Origin of the sequence: Streptomyces sp. NPDC056479 (assembly GCF_042795335.1) — a bacterium.
Lineage (GTDB): Bacteria > Actinomycetota > Actinomycetes > Streptomycetales > Streptomycetaceae > Streptomyces.
The window spans coordinates 626,849-648,750 of record NZ_JBHTRZ010000001.1 but is presented as its reverse complement, the minus strand read 5'-3'; the positions used below and the strand labels follow the sequence as shown (position 1 = coordinate 648,750).

Sequence of the window (21,902 nt, the reverse complement as noted above, 5' to 3'; positions counted from 1 at the left end):
TCGGGGGGGGGGGGGGTTTTTCCCAACGGGGGGGGGGGAAAAACTGGTCCACAACGGGAAAGGCTTGGGTCAGGGGGGAACCCGTCCCGGGGAAGGGGGGCCGTTCCCCCCCGAACGGCGGCCCCCCGCCGGGGGCCGGTGCGCGGATGCTGGCCGCAGAGCCGCCGGGCACGCAGTGCCCCCGTCTGAGGAGAAGCCATGACCCAGGCCCCGCCGCCCCCGTTCGATCCAGAACTCGCCGCCGCGCTGGAGCTCATCAAGGACGTGATCTCGCCCGGCCTCACGATGGACGAGATAGCCGACGTGCGCCAGGGCCCGGGGATCCAGCTGCTGGCCGATCTCGATCTCACCCTCGACGGGTACTTCGAGGTCGAGGACCGTGCGGTGCCGGGACCCGAGGGCGAGCCCGAGATCTCCCTGCTCATCTGCCGGCCCATCGCCCCCGCGGACTCCGGCCCGCGGCCGGTGATCTACCACGTGCACGGCGGCGGAATGATCATCGGCAACAATCGCGTCGGCGTGGACGCTCCTCTGGCCTGGGCGAAGGAGCTGGACGCCGTCGTCGTGTCCGTCGAGTACCGGCTCGCTCCCGAACACCCGCACCCGGCGCCCGCCGAGGACGTGTACGCCGGTCTGGAGTGGACGGCGAAGCACGCAGGCGAGTTCGGTGGTGACCCGCAGCGGATCGTGGTGGCAGGTGCCAGCGCCGGCGGCGGGCTGTCGGCGGCGCTTGCCCTGCTCACCCGGGATCGCGGCGGGCCGGAGCTGATCGGGCAGATGCTGATGTGTCCGATGCTGGACGACCGCAACGACAGCCCGTCCACCCACCAGATGGCCGGTCTCGGCGTCTGGGACCGTACGGCCAACGAGACCGGCTGGACGGCGCTGCTCGGCGAGCGCCGCGGTGGCCCCGACGTCCCGGCGTACGCGGCGCCGGCCCGGGCCGAGGACCTGTCCGGACTGCCTCCCGCGTTCCTGGACGTGGGCTCGGCGGAGACGTTCCGTGACGAGGTCGTCGCGTATGCCTCACGGATCTGGCAGGCGGGGGGCGTGGCCGAGCTGCATGTGTGGCCCGGCGGGTTCCATGGCTTCGACGGGTTCGCGCCCCAGGCGGCGGTGTCGCAGGCATGTCGGACCGCACATCTGGCGTGGTTGAGGCGGCTGTTGAGCCAGTGAGGTTGTCGTGCGACTGCTCGTCCGCCCGTGCTGGGTCTTCATTCGGGGGCGGATGGCTCGCGGCTCGCGGTTTGTCGCGCCCACGCGGCGAAGGCGCGGATCGACAAACTCCGCGCCCCCTCGGGGGGCTGCCGGTCCGGGCGATTCAAGCGCAGGCACTCCCCTGCCCGAGCGGATACCGCACCATAGGCCTATGAAAGAGCTGGCCGGGCGGCTGACCGCGCTGGATCCGGACGCGGGGGCCGCCGTTCGGGTCATCGCCTACTTCGATCGGCTCGCCGAGTCCCGGGCCGGGCTGGAGACGCTGGTGCGCGGTGCCGCCGTGCTCGCCGGGGTGCCGGCCCGGCTGGTGGACGCGGACCGGCGGGTCCAGGTCCGGGTCGAGGCCGACGGGACGCGCCGGGAGAGCGGTCTGCCGCCGGACCCCGCCTGGCCTTCCGCCGCACTGACACCGGGGGGTGCTCCCGCGCTGTGGCTGGAGCGGGCCGAGCAGGCGGAGCCGAGTGTCGTGGACGCCGTGATTCTGGAGCGGGCCGCCGGAGTCATACGGCTGGTTCTCGACCGGACCCGCGGGCGGGCCCCCGCCGATGACCCGGCGCTGGTCGAGACCGTCCTCGACGCCACGGCCCCGGAGGCGGCGCGTCTGCACGCGGCCCGGCGTCTGGGGCTCGACCCCGCCGCACCGGCCCGCGTCCTGGCCGCGTTGGACGGCCGCCCGCGGATCGTCCCGGCCCACCTGGACACCGAGCCGCCGGTCGGCCGCGTGGGCGTGGGGCCCGTCGTGCCGGTGCCCGACCTGCCGCGCTCCTGGTCCGAGGCCCGCGTCGCCCTGCGGTTCACGGCCGAGGGCACCGCACAGGATCCCGGCCCGGGCGTGGTCCACGCCGATGAGCTGGGCGGCATCGCCCTTCTCGCCGACCTGGTCGCACCGGGCGCCGAGCCGCCGCCCGACGTACAGGCCCTTCAGGCGGCCGCCGCTTCCGCGCCCTGGCTGCTGGGCACGCTGCACGCCGTCGCCACGACCGTGAGCCTGCGGGCGGCGGCGGCCGAGATCAACGTCCACCACTCGACACTCCAGGAACGCCTGGCCCAGGCCGAGCACCTGCTGGGCTGGCCCCTGCGCACTCCCCAGGGCCGGTTCAGACTGGGTCTGGCGCTGGCCATGCGGCACTTGACACGGACCTAGTGGACTCGGACCCAGGGCCGCCCGTCTTTCGGATCAGCTCGGCGTCGCGGGGCCCGGCACGCCCTCCCCCAGAGGGGCCCGGCCGCGTTGTCGTCGGTCGCCGGGTCCCTCTGCCTTGCCGTTGCACGCACCAGACCCCGCTCGACTCGGCCAGAAGGCGCCACCTTCCAGCCGAGCCGATGCGAAAGACAGGCCCTCGCGGCGCATGCCGTCAGCGGAACTCGTGCACGACCTCGATCGTGCCGACGATGTGGGCGTTGAACTCGTCGAGTTCCTCGGCGGGCACCCACAGTTCGAGGATCGTCTCGCCGCCGGCCTGCTGGACGGGGTACCGGCTCAGGAAATCCGACTCGACCTCGAAGCGGGTCACGAAGCCGGCGCCGTCGTGCTTGACGTTCCAGTCCCGGGCGATCCTCACCGCGTAGTCCTCGTTGAGCACCGGGTAGAAGATCGGCTGCTCGGGCAACCGCGGCGGCCAGGCGCGCCAGTTCAGCTCGCGCACCAGGTCCAGCTCCTTGGGGCCGGTCGGTCGCCACAGGGTGGTGGAGGAGGGCTTACTGATCATGGGCGTCGACGATAGCCAGGCCGCCGAGGCGACGGCCACGGAATTTTCAGCGGTGCGGTGCTGCCAGGCGCAAGCAATGCTTGCAGACGCCCAATAAACGCATTCGCTGGAAATTTCGCCGATGCCCTATCCTGAGTGTCATTCACCTCTGGACGGAGGACACCGGCGCCATGACCGCCACGGACCCCGCACTCACCGCCCTCGCCCAGGGCTGGTGCGCCCTCTCCCTGCTGCACGGCAGGATCGAGACCCACATCGAGCGCGCCCTGCAGAGCAAACACGACCTGAGCGTGCGCGAGTACTCCCTGCTCGACGTCCTCAGCCGCCAGCACAACGGCGAAGGCGGCCACCTCCAGATGAAGCAGGTCGCCGACGCCGTCGTCCTCAGCCAGAGCGCCACCACCAGACTCGTGACCCGCCTGGAAGACCGCGGCCTGCTCTCTCGCTACCTCTGCCCCACCGACCGCCGCGGCATCTACACCGACGTCACCCCAGCCGGCCTCACACTCCTCGAAGAAGCCCGCCCCACCAACGAGTCGGCCCTGCGCGAAGCCCTCGACGAGGCCGCGAAGAATCCCGATCTGGCCCCGCTGGTCAGGGCCGTCGAGACGCTCCGCCTGCCCGTCTGAGGCAGCGCCGCGCCTGTCGTCACCCCGGATCCCCGACCGACAGCACCAGCTTTCCGCGCACCCGCCCCTCCTGGCTGATCCGCCAGGCCTCGGCGGCCTCCCCCAGCGGCAGCACCCGCTCGACGTGTACGGCCAGCCGGCCCGCGTCGGCGAGTTCGGCGAGGGCCGTCAGATCGGCCGGTTCGGGGCGCACCCACAGCAGGTGGGCGCCCTTGGCGACCGCATCCGGGTCGGCGATGGACACCACCCGGTCACGCCGTTCGAGCACCTGCTGGGACACGTCCACGGCGTCACCGCCGACGAAGTCGAGCGCCGCGTCCACGCCGTCCGGCGCCAGTTCCCGGATCCGGTCGGCCAGGCCGTCACCGTAGGTCACGGGCTCGGCGCCGAGCCGGCGGACGAAGTCGTGGTTGCGCTCGCTCGCCGTGCCGATGACCCGGGCGCCGAGCGCGACGGCGATCTGCACCCCGAACATGCCGACCCCGCCGGCCGCGGCGTGGACCAGGACCGTCTCGCCCTCACGCACTCCCACCCGCTTGATCGACTGGTAGGCGGTCAGCCCCGCCAGCGGCACGCCCGCGGCCTGCTCCCAGCTGAGCGAGGCCGGCTTGCGGGCCAGCAACCGCACATGCGCGGACACCAGCTCGGCGTAGGCGCCGAGGTGTACGGAGTCCTTGCGGAGGTAGCCGTACACCTCGTCACCGGGCGCGAACTCGTCGACGTCCAGCCCGACCCGCTCGACGACCCCGGCGACGTCCCAGCCGGGGATCAGGGGGAAGTGGGTCTCCATGAGCGGGTCGAGGTACCCGGCCCCGAGCTTCCAGTCCACCGGGTTGACCCCGGCGGCCTTCACGCGGACCAGGACCTCGCCCGGAGCGACCTTGGGGTCGGGGTGGTCCACCAGCTTCAGATCGTCGGGCTGACCGTACTGCTGCAATGTGATGGCCTTCATGGCGACCATGTAAGCACGCGAGCCATACCCGCATGCGCAATATATGCACCGACATGCAGGCCTCTCCCTCGCCCGTACGACGTTGACGCGATCTCCGATGGGGCCGTACACATGCCCCTATGAACGCGCCCCGCCTTCCCCTGTCCGGAGTCACCGTCGTCAGCCTGGAGCAGGCCGTGGCCGCCCCGTACGCCACTCGGCAGCTCGCCGATCTCGGGGCGCGGGTGATCAAGGTCGAGCGGCCGGGGGACGGGGACTTCGCCCGCCGGTACGACACGACCGTGCACGGACAGTCCAGCTATTTCGTCTGGCTCAACCGGTCCAAGGAGTCCCTCACGCTGGATCTGAAGGCCCCACGCGGCCAGGAGATCCTGCACCGACTCCTCGACGACGCCGACGTGTTCGTGCAGAACCTGGCGCCGGGCGCCGCCGATCGGCTCGGCCTGGGTGTCGAGGCGCTCGGCGAGCGGTGGCCACGGCTGATCCCGTGCACGATCTCCGGATACGGGACGTCCGGGCCGTGGGCCGACCGGAAGTCGTACGACCTGCTGGTCCAGTGCCAGACCGGGCTGGTGTCACTGACCGGGACCGCCGACGAGACCGCGCGTGTCGGCATCTCCGTCGCCGACATCGCCGCCGGGATGTACGCGTACAGCGGCATCCTCACCGCCCTGTACACCCGCGCCACCACCGGCACGGCCCACCCGGTGGAGGTGTCCTTGTTCGAGGCGCTGGCCGAGTGGATGGGCCAGCCCGCCAACTACACGCGGTACGGCGGCGTTCAGCCCCCGCGCCTGGGCACCCAGCACCCCACGCTCGCTCCGTACGGCGCCTACACCGCCGCCGACGGCAAGGAGGTGCTGTTCTCCATCCAGAACGAGCGTGAGTGGGCCGTGCTGTGTGCCGAGTTCCTCGGCCGGCCCGAACTGACCGACGACCCGCGATTCGCCACCAGCTCCGCGCGGGTGGCACACCGGGACGAGCTCAACGCCGTCGTGGCCGAGCGCTGCGCCCGCTCCGACGCCGAGGAGATCCTGAAGGAACTGGAGGCCATCGCCATCGCCTGTGCGGGGGTCAACGACGTCGCCGCGTTCCTGGACCACCCGGTCCTGGCGGCCCGTGGCCGCTGGCGCGGTGTGGGGGTGCCCGGCGGGGCGACGGTGCAGGCCCTGCTGCCGCCGGCCGACCTCGCGGGAGTGCCCGCGCGGATGGACCCGGTGCCCGCGGTGGGCGAGCACACGGCGGCGATCCTCGCCGAACTCGGCCGTAGCGGCGAGGAGATCGAGGCCTTGCGAGCCGACGGCGTCATCTGAGCGGTCCGTCAGGATCCCGAGTCACCAGGGCAGCGGCCCGTTGACGTCGACATAGCCGCCGGTCGGGTAGGTGACGCCCTGGTAGAAGTGGGCCGGTGAATCCGGGTCGGACAGCGTGGTCAGCGAGGCCAGGCCGCTGCTGACGTTCACCACGACGGGGGCCGCGGACCGCTGGAGCAGCGGCAGGAAGGCATGGATGACGCGGACGACGCCGAAGACCTTCGTCTCGAAGACCGTCCCCGCACACATCACGCCGAGCGTGCAGCGCCTGCTGGACCGCCTGGAACGGCACGCCCGTCGGGGTCCACGACGCGTCCTGGACCCTGCTCGTGGCCAATCCCCACTACGCCGCGCTCATGGGCGACCCCTCCGGATGGCGCGGCTTCGAACGCAACGGCGTGTGGCGGGCCTTCCTCGGCCCCCGAAGCCGGGTGCGGCAGACCCCTGAGGAGAGGCGCGCGTTCGAGGCCGGGATCGTGGCCGACCTGCGCGCGACCGCCGGCCGGTATCCGTCGGATCCCCGACTGCGGCACCTGGTGGCGGAGTTGCGCACGCAGAGCCCGCGGTTCGCCGCACTGTGGGACACAGGCATGGTCGGCCGCCATGAGGCCGGTCGCAAGGTCAGCGACCACCCGCAGGTCGGTCCGCTGACCCTGGACTGCGACATCCTCGCGGTCGCGGGCAGCGACCTGCGCCTGATGGTCTACACGGCGGCCCCCGGCACCGCGGACGCCGAACGCCTCGCTCTGCTCACCGTAGTCGGCACGCAGTCACTGGTCTGACCGAACGCGGCGGGTCCTTCGTGCGTCACAGTGTCGGGCGGCGTACGACACCGCCCTGACCGGCTCATCGCCGTCCGCTCGGGGGTATCCATGCGTACGACCGCTTTCCGCACCGTCCTGTTGCTCACCGCCCTGCTGGCCGCCGGATGCGGCAACGAGACCTCAGGCGCCGGCACCTCAGGCACCGACGAATCCGAGCCGGCGCCGGACACCAGGCCCCGTGCGCTCAAGGTGGCCGAGGCCTGGGACGGTTCAGCGGCCGCGGAGACCTGGCGCAAGGGCTACCACCCGCTGGGGGACCCGGCGCAACTGCCCGAGGACGCCTTCCACAACGACGCCGACAAGGAGGCCTACCTCACCCAGCACTTCGAACTGCGTGGCGACCTCCCCAAGACCCCGCAGAAGGACGCGAAGGTGACGTGGCGCAACGGCAAGTCGCTCGTCCTGCCGCTCATGGGGGCGCAGGCGGCGTACGACAAGCTGGGCGGCACCACCGGTCCCGGGCCGCGCCTCACGGTGACCGGCGCGAAGCTGGGCGAGACGACGCTGGCCACCAGCCGCGGCCCGGCCACCGTCCCGGCCTGGCTGTTCACCATCAAGGGCTACGACACCCCGCTCAAGCGGGTCGCCCTCAGCCCCATGAAGCCTCCCAAGTCGCCGATCGGACCGGCCGACCACCTCAGCGGCAAGCTGTGGGAGCTCAACAAGGTGGTCGAGGTGGCGGCCGACGACCGGTCCGTCACCGTGCTGGCCCACCACGGGGCATGCGACGACGGACCCGCCGTGGATGTGCTGGAGACGGACGACAGTGTGGTGCTGTCCGGCTACATGGCCGGAACGAAGGAGGGTGTCTGCACCGCTCAACTGATGGCCAAGAAGGTCACGGTCGAACTGGACCGCCCGCTCGGCGACCGGATCCTGCTGGACGCGTTCACCGGCCGCCCCGTGCGCGGCGCCGAGTGAGTCACCGGTCCTCAGGCCTTTTGGAGCCTCACGCCGTCAGGGCCGACTCGGCCGCCGCCAGGGCCTGTTCGGCGTAGCCGCGACCGAAGAGCACGGCGTGCACCAGGAGCGGGAACAGCTGGTGCAGGCCGATGCGGTCGGGCCGGCCGTCGGCCAGGGGCGAGACCTCGTGGTAGGCGGCCAGGATCCGGTCCAGGTGGGGGCAGCCGAAGAGGTCGAGCATGGCCAGGTCGGTCTCGCGATGGCCGCCGTGCGCGGCCGGGTCGATCAGCCAGGCGTGCCCGTCGGCGCCCCACAGGACGTTGCCGTTCCAGAGGTCGCCGTGCAGCCGGGCGGGCGGCTCGGCGGGACCGGCCAGTTCGGGGAGCCGCTCGCAGACCCGCTCGATCAACGGTGCCTCGGAACAGCGGATCGTGCCCTCGTCGACCGCGCGGCGCAGATACGGCAGCACCCGGTGCTCGGCGTACCAGTGGGGCCAGTCGGGTCCGGTGATGTTGCCCATCGGGGCGAGCCCGATGTACGCGTCCTCGGGGCCGCCGGGCGGTGGTGCGCCGAACGCGCGGGCACCGGAGGCATGCAGGGCGGCCAGGCCGCGGCCGAACCGCTCCGCCGCCCCGGCACCGGGCCGGCCGGTCGCCACCCGGTCCATGACCAGCCATCGCGCGTTCCGGCCGTGCACGACGGGCACGCGCACCGTGTCGGCCTGGGCCAGCCAGCGCAGCCCGGCGGCCTCGGCCCACGTGGCGCGGTCGCCGTCGCCGCGCTTGACGATCACGACCTGTCCGTCGTCGAGGGCGACTTCGGCGAGCGTTGCGGAAAGACGGCGTTCACCGGTCACGGGACGCCCGGTGATGCGCGCCGCCACGGCGCCCGGGCTCTCGAAGCTGCTGTGCACGGCCCTCAGGGTACGGCCGCACCGCGCCGTACCCCGAGTCACCGGGTCAGGTGTTGGCGGCGGCCTTCTTGATCGCCTCGCGGATCCGGGAGTAGGTGCCGCAGCGGCAGACGTTCTCGATGCCGTCGATGTCGGCGTCCGTCGGCCGGGGTGTCTTCTTCAGGAGGGCGGCGGTGGCCATGATCTGGCCCGGCTGGCAGAAGCCGCACTGGGCGACGTCGCAGTCGAGCCAGGCCTGTTGCACGGGGTGCAGCCGGTCGCCGTCGGCCAGCCCTTCGATGGTGGTGACCTCGCGGTCCGCGCAGTCGGCGACCGGGACGACGCAGGGCTGGATCTCGTCGCCGTCGAGATGGCTGGTGCAGGCTCGGCAGGCGCCGACGCCACAGCCGTACTTGGGGCCCGTGACGTTCAGCAGGTCGCGCAGCACCCACAGCAGGGGCATGTCGGCGGGTGCCTCGACGGTGACCTGTTTCCCGTTGAGGGTGAAGGTGTAGGAGGGCATCGAGACCTTCTCTTGGGGTGGTTCAGAAGTCAGGGGTGGTTCAGAAGTCGAGGGGGAAGCGGCGCGGCTTGGTGCCGGTCGCGCGGGCGTAGGCGTTGGCGACGGCGCCCGACGCGGCCGGGACGCCGAGTTCGCCGGCTCCGCCGGGGGCGCGCTTGGAGGGCATGATGTGCGCCTCGAAACGCAACGGGGCGTGCCGCCCGCGGGCGTAGTGGAAGTCGGCGAAGCTGCTCTCGCGGACGGCACCCTTGTCGATGTGCAGCCCGGCGCGCAGCACGGTGGAGATGCCGTCGACGGCGGTGCCCATCAGCTGGGCCTCAAGTCCGCGCGGGTTCACGGCCGTTCCGACGTCTGCCGCCATCACCACCTTGGTCACCCGGGGGTTCTTCGGATCGGCGGCGTCGATCTCGACGAGGCAGGCCACGCAGGAGTCGTACTCCTCGTGCACGGCGACCCCCTGTGCGTGCCCCGGTGGCATGGTCCGGCCCCATTTCCCGGCGGTCGCGACCTTGTCCAGTACGGCCTTGACGGTCTTGCTCCGCAGTGTCGTACGGCGGAAGGCGACCGGGTCCTGGCCGAGGCTGCGGGCGACCTCGTCGACGACGATCTCCTCGGCGGTGCGCACGGTGCCGGAATCCACCGAGCGCCAGGCGCCGAGCGGGATCGCCAGCTCGACCGAGCCCGAGTCGCCGGAGAGGCGGCCGAAGTTGTACAGGCCGCTTTCGCTGGGGAGCGGGGCCGCCGCTCGGGCGCGCGAGCCTCCTTGCGCGGACAGGCCCCGCGCCCCGAAGGACTCGTTGACCGAGGCCATGGCATGGGCGAAGGCCACCACCCGGCCCCGGGCGTGGCTGGCCCGGATGTGGTGGTGGGAGGCCGGGCGCATCCGGCCGTGCCGGATGTCGTCGGCCCGGCTCCACATCAGTTTCACCGGCCGGCGTGCCTTCTTGGAGATCACGGCCGCCTCGAGCGCGGCGTCATGGTTCAGGCGCCGGCCGAAGGAGCCGCCGCCGCGCATCACATGGATCCGCACCTTCGACACCGGCACTCCGGTCGCCGAGGCGATGTCCTCCCGCGCAGACTGCGGGGTCTGCGAGGAGAACCAGATCTCGGCCCGTTGGGCACGCACGTCCGCCACGGCCGTGAGCACCTCCATCGGGGCGTGGCTGACAAAGGCGAACTCGAACTCGGCCTCGGTCTGCGCCGATCCGCGCGGCGGTGTGCCCAACTTCGGTACGGCGGACCGCAGCCGCGAGCGGATCCGGTCGTCGGAGAGGTTCGCCATCGGTCCCGGCGCCCACTTGATACGCAGGGCGTCGCGGGCCTGGAAGGCGTGGTGGAAGGTCTCCGCGACCACGGCGACACCGCCGTCGAACTTCACGACCGCATGCACCCCGGGCATGGCGCGGGCGGCCGCGGAGTCGACCGAGACGACCTTCCCGCCGATCGTGGGCGGCCGGGCCACGACCGTCGGCTTGGCTCCGGCCGCCTTGAGGTCGCCGGTGTACTTGGCCTTGCCGGTGATGATGTCGCGGGCGTCGATACGGGTCGTGGGCCGTCCGATCACCCGGTGCTGCGACGCCGGTTTGGGTGCGGTCGGCACGGTGGGTCTGGTGATCCCGGCGGCGCTCCTGGTCAGCGATCCGAAGGTGGCCATGCGGCCGTCCGGTGCGAAGACCCGCGTGCCCCGGGTGCGCAGGGTCCGCGCGGGCACGTGCCAGCGCCGGGCGGCCGCGGTCAGGAGTTTGGCGCGGGCGGTGGCGGCCAGCTGCCGGGCCGGCCCGTACAGCGAACTGACCGAGCTGGAACCGCCGGTGAACTGGTTGCCCTCACTGCGGGCGTCCGCGAGCGGGATCTCGACGTCGGCGAGCCGGGCGTCCAGCTCCTCGGCGATCATCATGGCGACGGCGGTGGTGACGCCCTGGCCGACCTCGACGCGCGGCAGCCGTACGACGACCTTGTTGGCCGGGGTGACCTCCAGGACCAGCATCTCGGCGTCGGTGCCGGTCACCAGGACGTCGGACGCGCGCCGTTCGCCCTCCGACTCGGCGCCCTGGGCGGTCGAGCCGTCACAGCCGAGCGGCGCCGCGACGGTGAGGGTGGTCGCCGCGAGCGAGTAGACCACGAACTGTCGACGGGACAACTGACGGGCCAACAGATGCTCCTCTCCGCGAACCCGGTGTGGTTCGACCTCTATGAGGGGCCTGTGCACGTCGAGGTTGCGCCGATCGGCAGCTTCATCGATTCACGGCGCCGATCGACGGCATCGGTCTACGACGCGGGCCGCCAGAGGTCGGTGTCCCAGTCCAGCTGCCGTAGGAGCTCCTCGTCGCCCGGCCGGTTCGCACTCGCGCCTCGGGGGCCGGGGCCCGACGGGGCGTGGGTGCCGCGGGAGATGTTGCCGCTGACGGTGATGTTGTGCTCCACGCGGGGGCGGCGGAGTGTCTCGTAGCGGGCGAGCGCGGCGTCGGTGTCCGGTGCGTCCCGCAGGGACTTGGCGAGGACGACCGCGTCCTCCAGCGCCATCGACGCGCCCTGCCCGGTGGCGGGGGACGCCGCGTGCGCCGCGTCGCCGATGAGCAGGGTCCGGCCGGAGCGCCAGGTCGTGGTGGGGAGTTCGCTGGCGTTGGTGACCATGAGGTCGTCGGCGGTGGCCTCGACGAGGTCCGCGGCCGGGGTGGTGTCCTTGCGGAGCAGCGGCAGGAGCAGGTCGCGCCAGTGGGCCGGGGTGCCGTGCTCGATCTCGTCGGCGGCCAGGGGCTCGGCGGCGACGCGCGCGAACCAGTAGGTCTCCCCCTCGGGCGACACCGCGTACCCGAAGGCGACGGAGCTGCCGCGCACCATGGTGATGGTCTCGGGCTCGCCCGCCGCGGGAGCTTCGCGGGTGTAGCCGTAGAAGACCTGCTGGCCCGCGTGGTCCGGGCGGGCGTCGGGGGTGACGAGCCGGCGGACGGTGGAGTTCAGACCGTCGGCCCCGATGAGCAGGTCGCCGGTCGCCGTGGTGCCGTCGGCGAAATGGGCGGTGACGCCGTCGGGTCCCTCATCGACGGACACGAGACGCGTGCCGTGCCGGATCCCGATGCCCCGGCGTGTGACCTCGGCCTGCAAGGCGGAGTTGAGGTCGCCGCGCCGCACGCATCGGTACCGCAGGTGCGCCGTACCGGCCTCGCCGAGCGGCATCCGGGCCGCCTCGGCGCCCGTGTCGTCCAGGACCCGCATCGAGGTCAGCGGGAAGCCGATCGAGGTGACCGCCGCCGAGGCGTCCACCTCCGCCAGGGCGCGCATGCCATTGCTCGCCAGCGTGAGGAAGGCGCCGATGTCCTCGGCGGAGCCGGGATGCGCCTCGTACACGGCGACATCCAGTCCTGCCTTGTGCAGGGCCAGGGCCGCGCCCGTACCGGCGATTCCGCCCCCTACGACCAGTAACCGCGTCACATCGTCCCCTCGGTACGTCTTCGACCCCCGCCCATCGCGGCCGTCCTTCGTGGAACGTCCCAGGTCCGGCCCGGGTTCCCCGAGTGGGCCGCCGATCGCCGCGAGGTCCGGACCGCCGTACTCCGCAACAGTGCAACCATTCCACCAAGACGGTTGTCTCTCCTAATATCAGGCACATCACCTCTCGGGGGACACAATGGGACGAAACAGAACCGCTTGGGCGGCCACCACCGCGCTCATGGTCGCCACCTTGGGTGTGGCGGCGGTCCCGGCCGACGCCACCACGACCACCACCACCCAGGCCACGGCCTGCCCCACCGGCTGGGGCAGCCAGACCAAGACCCGCTCCGCCGCAACGACGGAGTCGGTGACGAACATCAGGACCGGCCGGCACGCCTGCTTCGACCGCATGGTCGTCGACGTCCCCGGCGCGGGCACCCGTGAACTCGGCTATTCCGTCCGGTACGTCAGCCGCCTCTACCAGGACGGCTCGGGCCGGCAGATCGCCGTCGGCGGCGGAGCCGTCATCGAGGTCCGCGTCGCGGCGCCCGCGTACGACCCCGCCACCGGAAAGCCCACGTATCCCGTGAAGGCCGGTCAGCGTCTGAAGGGCGTCGATCTCACGGGGTACCGCACGTTCCGGGACGCACGGTTCGTCGGCAGCTTCGAAGGGGACACGCAGATCGGGCTCGGGGTCCGGGCGCGGCTGCCGTTCCGGGTGTGGGTGGCGGACGATCGCATCGTCGTCGACGTCGCGCACAACTGGACCGGGGCGCGCTGAGCATCCCCAAGGGCCGCGGTGAGTCGGGCCGGGCGAGCGGGTCCGGAGCGATCAGGGGGTCGGCCCGATCAGGGCGTCGCGGCCCTGATACTCCCGCAGCTTCCGGTAGAGGGTGGCGCGGGCGATCCCCAACGCCGCCGCGGCGCGCGCCTTGTTGCCGCCGTGGCGGCGCAGCGCCTGAAGGATCGCGGCCCGTTCGGCCAGTTCCATGGGGCTGAGGGTCCGGCCCGCGGGGCCTTCTCGGACGGGGTCGGGCAGTTCGCCGCGACGCACCGGTCCGCAGATCCGGCGCTGACTCGCCAACGCCCGTACGAGATGGGCGAGTTCCGTCACGTTGCCGGGCCAGGGATGCCGCTCCAGGGCCCGTAGCGCGTCCAGCGTCCAGGTCAGCGGCGGGCTGCCGGGGGCGGGCACGGGCGCCAGCGCCGGGAGCAACTCCCTGATGTCCTCGGGTCGTTCCCGCAGCGCGGGCAGGGTCACCGAGCGGGCCGCCAGGGTGTCGAGGAGGCGCTGGAGGCAGGGACCAGGTGCGGTTCCGGGCGTGTAGGTGATGACGAGGGAAGCGTCCGGGCGCTCGTCCAGGAGGGAGTTGAGGGCCGCGACGTCCGGCTGGGCCAGACGTTCGGCGTGGCGCAGCAGCAGGGGGAGGTGGTCGCGGGGCCACTCCTCGTGCGTGAGGCCGAGTTCCGGTGACTCGGCTGCGTCCACGACCAACGGGGCCGTGCCGTCGAGCAGTTCGAGGGCGAGGGTGGTCTTGCCGGTGCCCGGCTCACCGACCACCAGCACGGGACCCGCCGTACGGAACAGCGCCGTCGCCCGCGCGACCGAGTGCCGCCAGGGCACCGAGCCTCCCACCAGCGTGCTCGCCGGATCCGGCGCCGACGGCACCGGCTCCACGGGGCGGGCTTCGAGCACGGCGACCAGGCCGAGAACGCGGCCGTCATGCCGTACCGGAGTGATCTCGACGGTGCATCCGGCGTCCTCGGGAAGCGGGATGTCGTACGACTCGCCGGTCCCCCTCCCCCAGGCCCGCGCCCCGCGCTCCAGTGCCTCCAGCACCTGCGGCGAGGCGAGACGGGCCGCCGCCTCGCTGACCAGACGGGTACGGCCGTCCAGCGCCACGACCGCCCGCTCGCGTCCCCGCGCGGCACGCTCGTAGGCGTCGAGCAGCAGCCGTTCCCGACTACGCGCGCGTGCCCGCAGTTCCGCCTCGACCGCCGCGGCGGCCACTTCCGCGAGGGCGGCGCCGGGATGCGGCCGACAGCCCGCGCACAGGCCGGTGGCCACCGTCACCGTGCCCAGGGCCTGCCCCGTCTCCGGGGAGAGCAGCGGCACGCTGACCGCCGAGACGTCCTGCCACACGTCGAGGAAGTGCTCGGGACCGTGCACCTCGGCGCGGCGCAGGGTGCGCAGGGCGAGCGCGGCACTGTTGTGGCCGACCTCCCGCTCGGACAGGTCGGCGCAGGTGTCGTCGCCGGGCGCGCTGCCGGTCGACCACAGCACCCTCAGCCGCTCGTCGGTGAGCACGAGCGCCGAGCGTCCGGCGTCGAGGGCCGGCGCGATGCGGGTGAGCACCGGACGGGCCGCCTCCAACAGGGGTGAGTTCACCGGCCGGGTCGACTCCCGTACCGGGCCGTCGAGATCGGGCCGTACGCCGAAGAAGCGGGCGCGTCGCCAGGCGTCGACCACATCGTCCGGTACGCCGTCCGGAACGGGATGCCCCGTCAGGAACCGTTGGCGGGCGTGGCGCAGCGGGGCGAGCGCAGGGGATTGTTCCGCGGTGGTCATGGCGTCCCTCACCGTATCGGGGGCGTCACCCACGTGGCGACGGCGGGATGTCTCGTAATGAGACACCCACGATCTGCCGAACCGCTCCATGATCTTGAAAGTCGGGGTCCGTTCTCATCCCCTGGAGCGATCTGTCGTGCACACCGTCGAGACCGATGTACTGATCGTGGGCAGTGGCCCGGCGGGCGCGTCGGCCGCGCTCGCCCTGAGCACCTACGGGGTGCGCAACATGGTCGTCACCCGGTACGCGAGCCTCGCCGACACGCCCCGCGCGCACATCACCAACCAGCGCACCATGGAGGTACTGCGCGATCTGGGCGTCGAGCAGGACGTCCTCGACCGGGCGACGCCCCAGCACCTGATGGGCAACACGACGTTCTGCACCAGCCTCGCCGGCGAGGAGCTCGGCCGGGTCCGCTCCTGGGGCAACGACCCGCTCGTGCAGGCCGCGCACGAGCTGGCCAGCCCGACCCGGATGTGCGACATGCCGCAGCACCTGATGGAGCCGGTGCTGGTGAACGCGGCCATGGCACGCGGCACCGACATCCGCTTCAGCACGGTCTACAAGTCCCTCGAGCAGGACGACGACGGCATCACGGTCACCGTCGAGGACCGGCTGCGCGGCGACGAGTACGCGATCCGCGCCAAATACCTGATCGGCGCCGACGGCGGCCGTTCCCAGGTGGCCGAGGACGCGGGGCTGCCGATGGGCGGTCAGATGGGTGTCGCGGGCAGCATCAACATCGTCTTCGACGCGGACCTGAGCAAATACACCGCGCACCGCCCCTCCACCCTCTACTGGGTGCTCGCGCCCGGTGCGACCGTCGGCGGCATCGGCGCGGGCCTGGTGCGCTGCGTGCGGCCCTGGGACGAGTGGCTGATCGTGTGGGGCTACGACGTGACGGCGGGCGCCCCCGACCTGACCGAGGAGTACGCCCTGTCCGTCGTACGCCAGCTCGTGGGCGACGACGACATACCGGTGACCATCAAGTCGTCGTCGGCGTGGACGGTCAACGAGATGTACGCCGAGACCTATGCGAACGGCCGGGTCTTCTGCGCCGGTGACGCCGTGCACCGTCACCCGCCGTCCAACGGGCTCGGATCCAACACCTCCATCCAGGACTCCTACAACCTGGCCTGGAAGCTGAAGCTGGTCCTCGACGGCGTCGCCTCGCCGGCGCTGCTCGACACCTACACCGTGGAACGCGCGCCGGTCGGCAGGCAGATCGTGACCCGCGCCAACAAGTCCATCGCCGAGACCGCGCCGATCTTCGAGGCGCTCGACGGGCTCTCGCCGCAGACCCCCGAGCAGCTGTGGGCCAACATCGCCGCCCGCAAGGACGCCACCGAGGCCGCCGCCAAGCAGCGGACGGCGCTGCGCGAGGCCATCGCCTTCAAGGTGTACGAGTTCAACGCGCACGGCGTCGACCTCAACCAGCGCTACGCCTCCGAGGCGGTCGTCCCCGACGGCACACCCGACCCCGGCTTCACCCGCGACCCCGAACTGCACCACCGGCCCAGCTCCCGCCCCGGCGCCAAGCTCCCGCACGCCTGGCTCACCTCGGGCACCCGGACCCTGTCCACCCTCGACACCGTCGGCAGGGGCCGCTTCACAGTGCTCACCGGCATCGGCGGCGAGGCATGGCTGAGGGCGGCCGAGGTCCAGCCCCTCGACATCGCCACCGTCGTCGTCGGACCCGGCCAGGAGTACGAGGATCCGTACGGCGACTGGGCCGGTCTGAGCGAGATCTCCGACGCCGGCGTCCTCCTCGTACGCCCCGACGGGTACGTGGCCTTCCGGCACGCCGGAGCCGCCTCGGGCCAGGATGCCGGAACACTGCTCACGGACGCGCTGCGGCGGGTTCTCGGGCACGGTTGAGATGAGCGCCGAGAAGGGAGCCGACATGAGCGGCGACACGACGGTCACGGACGAGGCCGTCGCCGGTCTCCACGGGACGGCCGATCCGCGTCTGCGGGAGCTGTTGACCGGTCTGATCCGGCATCTGCACGCCTTCGCCCGGGAGACGCGGCTGACACAGGAGGAGTGGGAGCGCGCGATCGGGTTCCTGACCGCGACCGGGCAGATGTGCACGGACACCCGGCAGGAGTTCATCCTGCTGTCGGACGTGCTCGGCCTGTCGATGCTCGTCGAGACCGTCAACGAGCGACAGGGGCCGGGCGCCACCGAGTCGACGGTGCTGGGTCCGTTCCACATGACCGAGTCGCCGGTGCGCGAGCTCGGCGCGGACATCGACCTCGTCGGCGACGGTGAGCCGTGCGTGGTCGGCGGCCGCGTGCTGTCCCGTGACGGCAGCCCGCTGCCGGGCGCGGTGATCGACGTGTGGCAGGCCGACGGGCACGGCTTCTACGACGTGCAGCGCCCGGACGTGCAGCCGCGGGGCAACGGCCGGGGCCTGTTCACGGCCGACGCCGAGGGCCGTTTCTGGTTCCGTACCTGTGTGCCGAGCCCGTACCCGATCCCGACGGACGGGCCGGTCGGTGAGCTGCTGCGCGCCACCGGCCGGCATCCCTACCGTCCGGCCCACATCCACTTCATCGCCTCCGCCGACGACCACACGCCGGTGACCACGCACATCTTCGTGGCGGGCAGCGACTACCTGGACTCCGACGCGGTGTTCGCGGTAAGACCGAGCCTGGTCGAGGACTTCGCGTCCACCGACGACCCGTCGCTGGCCGGGGAGTTCGGTGTCGGCAATCCCTTCCGGTACGCCCGCTTCGACCTCGTACTGGAGCGGTCGTGACGGACCCCCTCGACTTCTCCTACGAGAGCCGGCCCGTGCGGGTCGTCTTCCGGCCCGGCGCGGCGGTGTCCGCGACGCCGGGCGAGGTGGAGCGGCTCGGGCTGCGGCGGGTGCTCGTGGTGTGCGGGTCGCGGGGTGCCGAGACCGCGCGGGCGGTCGCGGACGCGCTCGGCCCGGCGTGCGTCGGCGTGCACGACCGGGCCCGGATGCATGTGCCCACGGAGGTCGCCGACGCGGCCGTCGAGGCGGCTCGCGCGGCGGGCGCCGACGGGTGCGTGGCCGTGGGCGGCGGCTCGTCGATCGGGCTGGGCAAGGCGATCGCCCTGCGCACCGGTCTGCCGCTGATCGCGGTGCCCTCCACGTACTCCGGCTCGGAGATGACCCCGGTGTGGGGTCTGACCGAGCACGGCGTCAAGCGCACCGGGCGTGATGCGAAGGTGCTGCCCCGCAGCGTGGTCTACGACCCCGAACTCACCCTCTCGCTGCCGGTCCCGCTCTCGGTGACCAGCGGCGTCAACGCCGTCGCGCACGCCGTGGAGGCCCTGTACGCCCCCGACACCTCGCCGCTGGTCGCGCTGATGGCGGAGGAGGGCGTACGGGCGATGGCGCGGGCGCTGCCCGCGGTGGCCGAGGAGCCGACGTCGCCGGACGCCCGGGGGCGGGCCCTGTACGGGGCCTGGCTGTGCGGGTCCTGTCTGGGCGCCACCACCATGGGACTGCACCACAAGGTGTGCCATGTCCTGGGCGGCACCTTCTCGCTGCCGCACGCCGAGACGCACACGGTGGTGCTGCCGTACGTCCTGGCCCACAACGCGCCCGCCGCCCCGGACGCGGCCGCCGCCGTGGCCCGCGCCCTGGACGCGGCCGACGCGGCGACGGCCCTGTGGGAACTTTCCGGACGCCTCGGCGCACCCCGCTCGCTCGCCGAACTGGGCCTCACCGAGGCCGACTTGGCGCCTGCCGCCGCGCAGATCGCGGGCCAGTCGTACGCCAACCCGCGTCCGGTCACGGCCGAGGACGTGCTGGTCCTGCTGCGGGCCGCGTACGAGGGCGTACCGCCCACGACGGCCGCCCACTGAAATCCCCTCCCCCCACACCCCCCCCCACGCCGGAAGAAAAGGTGATCAGCATGCCCCTCGGTCTGCTCAGGAGTCGACGCTCCCGAGGAGCTCCGGGTGTCCCGTTGCCCGTGCCGCCCGGAGCGGGCTTCCTGGGCCGCGAGGTCGTCGACCCGATGGCGCTGCCGATGCGCGGCGCCGACGTGACCGTGACCGCGCTGGAGTCGCACGAGGTCGTGGCGTCCGGTACGACGGACCCGTACGGCCTCTTCTTCGCCGCGCTGCCCCCGGGGCGCTACAGCCTCATGATCACGGCCGAGGGTCTGACACCGCACCGCGAGACCCTGGACGTCGTCGCCGGCCCCGCGCAGCCCGCCGTCCGGATCCAGCTGACGTCGGCCCGGCAGCTGGAACTGCCGACGCCCGGCACCTGGCTGTTCGACCCGCCGCACACGGCGATCCGGTTCATCGCCAAGCACGTCGGCATGGCCCATGTCCACGGCCGCTTCGAGCGGTTCACGGGCGGCATCCGGGTCGCGCCCGACATGGCCGCGTCCCAGGTGTCCGTGCGCATCGACGCGGCCAGCATCACGACGGGCAACACCACCCGGGACAACCATCTGCGTTCGGCCGATTTCCTGGACGTCGGGCGCTATCCGTACATCGACTTCGCCAGCACGCGTTTCGCCTACCGGGGCGGCGCCAAGTGGACGCTGCACGGCTCACTGACCATGCACGGCGTCAGCCGCTCGGTGGACCTGGACACCACCTACCTGGGGTCGGTCAACGGCGGCTACGGCGAGGAGCTGCGGTGCGCGGCGCTGGCCAAGGCCGAGCTGCACCGGGAGGACTTCACCCTGAACTGGCGCAGCATGCTGGCTCGCGGCATCGCGGTGGTGGGCCCCACGGTCCAGCTGGAGCTGGACGTACAGGCGATGTACCGCACGCACGACACCCCGACGCCTCCCGACTAACCCGAAGTGGCTGAGAGGTTCCTCACGCCACGGTTACGAATCGCTCAACCTCTGGTTGCGACGCGGTGATCGAGCGACTATGGAGGCATGACACTGGCCCAACGCGCCATGGAACAGCTGGAAGCCTGGCCCGATCTCAGCTCGGGCCGGGCCAGTTGTGGCGCAGGGCGGGCCCTGCGCTCCGTCCAGAGCGAGATCGTGCACTTCCACTCCGCCCGGGATGTGGACCTGCACCTGACGGTGTCGGCCATCGGACGGTTCCATGACGATCTCCAGGAGTCGACCGCGATCCGGCTGGTCCCCGGCTCGGGCTGGGTGACCGTCCATCTCGACTGCGACACGGACGTCGATCTGCTGATGAGCCTGGTCAGCGCCGCGCTCAAGGCCCATCAGAACCTCCGCTCCCCTGCCGGTGACCCGGCAGGGGACGAGTGCAACTTCCGTCGGGTCACGGTGCTGCCCCGCGGCTAGGCCGCGGACGGACGACGGTCAGCTCTGCTGCTCGGAGTCGTCCTCGCCCGCCTCCAGCAGGCCCGCGGCCGCACCGACGATGCGGGGGTCGGCCGTACCGACGACCTCGTCGTCCTTGTCGTCGTAGTCGAAGCGGGCGAGCACGCTGCGCATGGCCTCGACGCGGGCCCGCTTCTTGTCGTTGCTCTTCACCACCGTCCAGGGCGCGTGCTCGGTGTCGGTCTCCCGGAACATCGCGACCTTGGCGGCGGTGTAGTCCTCCCAGCGGTCCAGCGAGGCCAGATCCATGGGGCTGAGCTTCCACTGCCGTACGGGGTCGACCTGGCGGATGGTGAAGCGGGTGCGCTGCTCGCCCTGGGACACCGAGAACCAGAACTTGATCAGGTCCACCCCGTCGTCGACCAGCATCCGCTCGAAGGCGGGGGCCTGTCGCATGAAGCGCCGGTACTCGTCGTCGCCGCAGAAACCCATCACGCGCTCCACGCCGGCCCGGTTGTACCAGGACCGGTCGAACATCACGATCTCGCCGGCGGTCGGAAGATGTTCGACGTACCGCTGGAAGTACCACTGCCCGCGCTCACGCTCGGTCGGCTTCTCCAGCGCCACCACCCGGGCGCCGCGCGGGTTGAGATGCTCGGTGAACCGCTTGATCGTGCCGCCCTTGCCGGCCGCGTCCCGTCCCTCGAAGACGACGACGAGCCGGCGGCCGGTCTCCTTGACCCAGCTCTGCAGCTTCAGCAGCTCGATCTGCTGGAGCCGCTTGTGCCACTCGTACTCCGGACGCTCCATGCGCTGCTCGTACGGGTAGTTCTCGCGCCAGGTGTCCACCGGGCTGCCGTCCGGCCGGATCAGCACGGGGTCGTCCTGGTCGGTGTAGTCGACGCGTAGCCCTGCCAGCAGTTCGGTGTCCATACTTCCGCATGGAAGCGAGCGCTTTCATACGCGCGGCGAACTCCAGGCAAAGATCAGGTAAGCGCCGGGGCAGTTGTCGTGGTCGTCCGGTCTTTGCGGCGGGATCACCGTCACGCGGACTCGACGAGCCGGGCGAGCTTGTCCAGGGCCATGCGGGTGCCCGTCTCGTTGTCCTCGGCGGGCACGACGTCGGGGATCCCCTCGTGCACGATCAGGATGTCCGTGCCGCCGTCCGCGGCGTCGGTGAGCGTGGTGGTCATCGTCATCGTGCCGCGCAGCGCGGGGTCGTCGGTCTCGAACTCGACCTCCTCGACGACCTGCTCCTCGGGCACGAGTCGCACGAAGCGGCCGTGGTAGGTGTCGGTCCGCGCGTCCGACTTGCCGGTGCCGGTCGGCAGGTCATAGGTGAGCGAGATCCGGAACGCCCCGCCCTGGGTGCCGTCGAAGGCGTGCACCCGCGCGGTCATGCCGTCCGGCACCCGCCACTTCGCGACGGCGTCCGCATCCAGCAGAGCGCGGTAGACGGCCGCACGCGTGGCGTTCACCTGCCGGGAGACCCGCGTCGTGTACATGACCTCACGATAGTGGCGGCGGCAGGGGACGGCAGCCGGGCGAGCGCGCCAGGGCGCGCATCGTCGCCGCGGTAACCGGTCGAGGCGATGCGCGGCCGACGTGCGCGAGTCCCTCGAATTGGACCTCGCCCGCAAGGGGGCGAGATGCTGCGTGCGGAGCACGAGGCACCCTGACCGCCACCGGAGAGG

General features: G+C 72.1%; 20 protein-coding genes and 2 pseudogenes. 12 read left to right on the top strand and 10 right to left on the bottom strand.

What is annotated here, in order from left to right; all coding sequences use genetic code 11:
- Positions 1-198 precede the first annotated feature (198 nt).
- Both ACFQ6S_RS02890 and ACFQ6S_RS02885 read left to right on the top strand, forming a co-directional pair.
- Positions 199-1,176 carry an alpha/beta hydrolase gene (locus tag ACFQ6S_RS02890; protein WP_383402483.1) on the top strand — a complete coding sequence of 326 codons (978 nt, stop codon included), beginning with the start codon at positions 199-201 and terminating at the stop codon, positions 1,174-1,176.
- A 193-nt stretch (positions 1,177-1,369) separates the two neighbouring features.
- The gene (locus ACFQ6S_RS02885) at positions 1,370-2,362 is read left to right on the top strand and encodes a helix-turn-helix domain-containing protein (RefSeq protein ID WP_383402480.1); all 993 of its coding nucleotides are present in this window, start codon (positions 1,370-1,372) and stop codon (positions 2,360-2,362) included.
- Between the two features lie 211 nt (positions 2,363-2,573).
- Here the strand turns inward: ACFQ6S_RS02885 and ACFQ6S_RS02880 are convergent, their stop codons facing one another.
- Positions 2,574-2,927: a hypothetical protein gene (locus tag ACFQ6S_RS02880; protein WP_383402477.1), complete on the bottom strand. Its 354-nt coding sequence runs from the start codon at positions 2,925-2,927 to the stop codon at positions 2,574-2,576.
- 170 nt (positions 2,928-3,097) lie between these two features.
- Here ACFQ6S_RS02880 and ACFQ6S_RS02875 point away from each other — a divergent pair, with 170 nt between their 5' ends.
- Positions 3,098-3,556: a MarR family winged helix-turn-helix transcriptional regulator gene (locus ACFQ6S_RS02875; protein ID WP_383402474.1), complete on the top strand. Its 459-nt coding sequence runs from the start codon at positions 3,098-3,100 to the stop codon at positions 3,554-3,556.
- Between the two features lie 19 nt (positions 3,557-3,575).
- Here ACFQ6S_RS02875 and ACFQ6S_RS02870 read toward each other — a convergent pair whose 3' ends face one another.
- Positions 3,576-4,508: an NADP-dependent oxidoreductase gene (locus ACFQ6S_RS02870; protein WP_383402471.1), complete on the bottom strand. Its 933-nt coding sequence runs from the start codon at positions 4,506-4,508 to the stop codon at positions 3,576-3,578.
- Between the two features lie 119 nt (positions 4,509-4,627).
- Here ACFQ6S_RS02870 and ACFQ6S_RS02865 point away from each other — a divergent pair, with 119 nt between their 5' ends.
- Entirely contained in the window at positions 4,628-5,821 is a 1,194-nt protein-coding gene (locus tag ACFQ6S_RS02865; protein ID WP_383402468.1) for a CaiB/BaiF CoA transferase family protein, read from the top strand.
- A 63-nt stretch (positions 5,822-5,884) separates the two neighbouring features.
- On the opposite strand, the pseudogene ACFQ6S_RS02860 reads toward ACFQ6S_RS02865, so the two are convergent.
- Positions 5,885-6,058 (bottom strand): annotated as a pseudogene (locus ACFQ6S_RS02860) (short-chain dehydrogenase); the annotation flags it as partial.
- Here ACFQ6S_RS02860 and ACFQ6S_RS02855 point away from each other — a divergent pair.
- Positions 6,051-6,603 (top strand): annotated as a pseudogene (locus ACFQ6S_RS02855) (transcriptional regulator); the annotation flags it as partial. The pseudogenes ACFQ6S_RS02860 and ACFQ6S_RS02855 sit on opposite strands and share 8 nt — an antisense overlap.
- 90 nt (positions 6,604-6,693) lie before the next feature.
- Complete coding sequence (locus tag ACFQ6S_RS02850; RefSeq protein ID WP_383402465.1) at positions 6,694-7,566, top strand: hypothetical protein; 873 nt, start codon at positions 6,694-6,696, stop codon at positions 7,564-7,566.
- A 28-nt stretch (positions 7,567-7,594) separates the two neighbouring features.
- On the opposite strand, the gene ACFQ6S_RS02845 is transcribed toward ACFQ6S_RS02850, so the two are convergent.
- The 4 genes from ACFQ6S_RS02845 to ACFQ6S_RS02830 form a co-directional block, all read right to left on the bottom strand.
- A complete protein-coding gene (locus tag ACFQ6S_RS02845) occupies positions 7,595-8,461 on the bottom strand; it encodes a fructosamine kinase family protein (protein WP_383402462.1) in 867 nt (288 codons plus the stop codon).
- A gap of 46 nt (positions 8,462-8,507) precedes the next feature.
- Positions 8,508-8,963, bottom strand: a complete 456-nt coding sequence (locus tag ACFQ6S_RS02840; RefSeq protein WP_383402459.1) for a (2Fe-2S)-binding protein — start codon at positions 8,961-8,963, stop codon at positions 8,508-8,510.
- Positions 8,964-9,003: 40 nt separating this feature from the next.
- The gene (locus ACFQ6S_RS02835) at positions 9,004-11,085 is read right to left on the bottom strand and encodes a molybdopterin cofactor-binding domain-containing protein (protein WP_383404286.1); all 2,082 of its coding nucleotides are present in this window, start codon (positions 11,083-11,085) and stop codon (positions 9,004-9,006) included.
- Between the two features lie 146 nt (positions 11,086-11,231).
- On the bottom strand, positions 11,232-12,395 hold the full coding sequence (locus ACFQ6S_RS02830; protein WP_383402457.1) for an FAD-dependent oxidoreductase: 1,164 nt from the start codon (positions 12,393-12,395) through the stop codon (positions 11,232-11,234).
- A 196-nt stretch (positions 12,396-12,591) separates the two neighbouring features.
- On the opposite strand from ACFQ6S_RS02830, the gene ACFQ6S_RS02825 reads away from it, so the two are divergent.
- Positions 12,592-13,176: a hypothetical protein gene (locus tag ACFQ6S_RS02825; protein WP_383402455.1), complete on the top strand. Its 585-nt coding sequence runs from the start codon at positions 12,592-12,594 to the stop codon at positions 13,174-13,176.
- A 51-nt stretch (positions 13,177-13,227) separates the two neighbouring features.
- Here ACFQ6S_RS02825 and ACFQ6S_RS02820 read toward each other — a convergent pair whose 3' ends face one another.
- Positions 13,228-14,964: a helix-turn-helix domain-containing protein gene (locus tag ACFQ6S_RS02820; protein WP_383402452.1), complete on the bottom strand. Its 1,737-nt coding sequence runs from the start codon at positions 14,962-14,964 to the stop codon at positions 13,228-13,230.
- Positions 14,965-15,100: 136 nt separating this feature from the next.
- Here ACFQ6S_RS02820 and ACFQ6S_RS02815 point away from each other — a divergent pair, with 136 nt between their 5' ends.
- The 5 genes from ACFQ6S_RS02815 (at position 15,101) to ACFQ6S_RS02795 (ending at position 20,229) form a co-directional block, all read left to right on the top strand.
- Positions 15,101-16,843: an FAD-dependent oxidoreductase gene (locus ACFQ6S_RS02815; protein ID WP_383402450.1), complete on the top strand. Its 1,743-nt coding sequence runs from the start codon at positions 15,101-15,103 to the stop codon at positions 16,841-16,843.
- A gap of 25 nt (positions 16,844-16,868) precedes the next feature.
- The gene (locus ACFQ6S_RS02810) at positions 16,869-17,726 is read left to right on the top strand and encodes an intradiol ring-cleavage dioxygenase (protein WP_383402448.1); all 858 of its coding nucleotides are present in this window, start codon (positions 16,869-16,871) and stop codon (positions 17,724-17,726) included.
- The gene (locus ACFQ6S_RS02805) at positions 17,723-18,805 is read left to right on the top strand and encodes a maleylacetate reductase (RefSeq protein ID WP_383402445.1); all 1,083 of its coding nucleotides are present in this window, start codon (positions 17,723-17,725) and stop codon (positions 18,803-18,805) included. Before ACFQ6S_RS02810 ends, ACFQ6S_RS02805 begins: the two co-directional genes overlap by 4 nt.
- A gap of 50 nt (positions 18,806-18,855) precedes the next feature.
- A complete protein-coding gene (locus ACFQ6S_RS02800; protein WP_383402442.1) occupies positions 18,856-19,758 on the top strand; it encodes a YceI family protein in 903 nt (300 codons plus the stop codon).
- A gap of 87 nt (positions 19,759-19,845) precedes the next feature.
- Positions 19,846-20,229 (top strand): luciferase family protein, encoded by a 384-nt coding sequence (locus tag ACFQ6S_RS02795; RefSeq protein ID WP_383402439.1) that lies wholly within the window; start codon positions 19,846-19,848, stop codon positions 20,227-20,229.
- Positions 20,230-20,247: 18 nt separating this feature from the next.
- On the opposite strand, the gene ppk2 is transcribed toward ACFQ6S_RS02795, so the two are convergent.
- Positions 20,248-21,141 (bottom strand): polyphosphate kinase 2, encoded by an 894-nt coding sequence (ppk2, locus tag ACFQ6S_RS02790; RefSeq protein WP_383402437.1) that lies wholly within the window; start codon positions 21,139-21,141, stop codon positions 20,248-20,250.
- 110 nt (positions 21,142-21,251) lie between these two features.
- Positions 21,252-21,713, bottom strand: coding sequence for an SRPBCC domain-containing protein (locus tag ACFQ6S_RS02785; protein WP_383402434.1), 462 nt, complete (start codon positions 21,711-21,713; stop codon positions 21,252-21,254).
- Between the last annotated feature and the right edge of the window lie 189 nt (positions 21,714-21,902).

What these genes read in the sequence shown, in the direction of transcription:
- ACFQ6S_RS02890 (WP_383402483.1), top strand. Translation starts at nt 199, where the DNA reads ATGACCCAGGCCCCGCCGCCCCCGTTCGATCCAGAACTCGCCGCCGCG.
- ACFQ6S_RS02885 (WP_383402480.1), top strand. Translation starts at nt 1,370, where the DNA reads ATGAAAGAGCTGGCCGGGCGGCTGACCGCGCTGGATCCGGACGCGGGG.
- ACFQ6S_RS02880 (WP_383402477.1), bottom strand. Translation starts at nt 2,927, where the DNA reads ATGATCAGTAAGCCCTCCTCCACCACCCTGTGGCGACCGACCGGCCCC.
- ACFQ6S_RS02875 (WP_383402474.1), top strand. Translation starts at nt 3,098, where the DNA reads ATGACCGCCACGGACCCCGCACTCACCGCCCTCGCCCAGGGCTGGTGC.
- ACFQ6S_RS02870 (WP_383402471.1), bottom strand. Translation starts at nt 4,508, where the DNA reads ATGAAGGCCATCACATTGCAGCAGTACGGTCAGCCCGACGATCTGAAG.
- ACFQ6S_RS02865 (WP_383402468.1), top strand. Translation starts at nt 4,628, where the DNA reads ATGAACGCGCCCCGCCTTCCCCTGTCCGGAGTCACCGTCGTCAGCCTG.
- ACFQ6S_RS02850 (WP_383402465.1), top strand. Translation starts at nt 6,694, where the DNA reads ATGCGTACGACCGCTTTCCGCACCGTCCTGTTGCTCACCGCCCTGCTG.
- ACFQ6S_RS02840 (WP_383402459.1), bottom strand. Translation starts at nt 8,963, where the DNA reads ATGCCCTCCTACACCTTCACCCTCAACGGGAAACAGGTCACCGTCGAG.
- ACFQ6S_RS02825 (WP_383402455.1), top strand. Translation starts at nt 12,592, where the DNA reads ATGGGACGAAACAGAACCGCTTGGGCGGCCACCACCGCGCTCATGGTC.
- ACFQ6S_RS02820 (WP_383402452.1), bottom strand. Translation starts at nt 14,964, where the DNA reads ATGACCACCGCGGAACAATCCCCTGCGCTCGCCCCGCTGCGCCACGCC.
- ACFQ6S_RS02810 (WP_383402448.1), top strand. Translation starts at nt 16,869, where the DNA reads ATGAGCGGCGACACGACGGTCACGGACGAGGCCGTCGCCGGTCTCCAC.
- ACFQ6S_RS02800 (WP_383402442.1), top strand. Translation starts at nt 18,856, where the DNA reads ATGCCCCTCGGTCTGCTCAGGAGTCGACGCTCCCGAGGAGCTCCGGGT.
- ACFQ6S_RS02795 (WP_383402439.1), top strand. Translation starts at nt 19,846, where the DNA reads ATGACACTGGCCCAACGCGCCATGGAACAGCTGGAAGCCTGGCCCGAT.
- ppk2 (WP_383402437.1), bottom strand. Translation starts at nt 21,141, where the DNA reads ATGGACACCGAACTGCTGGCAGGGCTACGCGTCGACTACACCGACCAG.
- ACFQ6S_RS02785 (WP_383402434.1), bottom strand. Translation starts at nt 21,713, where the DNA reads ATGTACACGACGCGGGTCTCCCGGCAGGTGAACGCCACGCGTGCGGCC.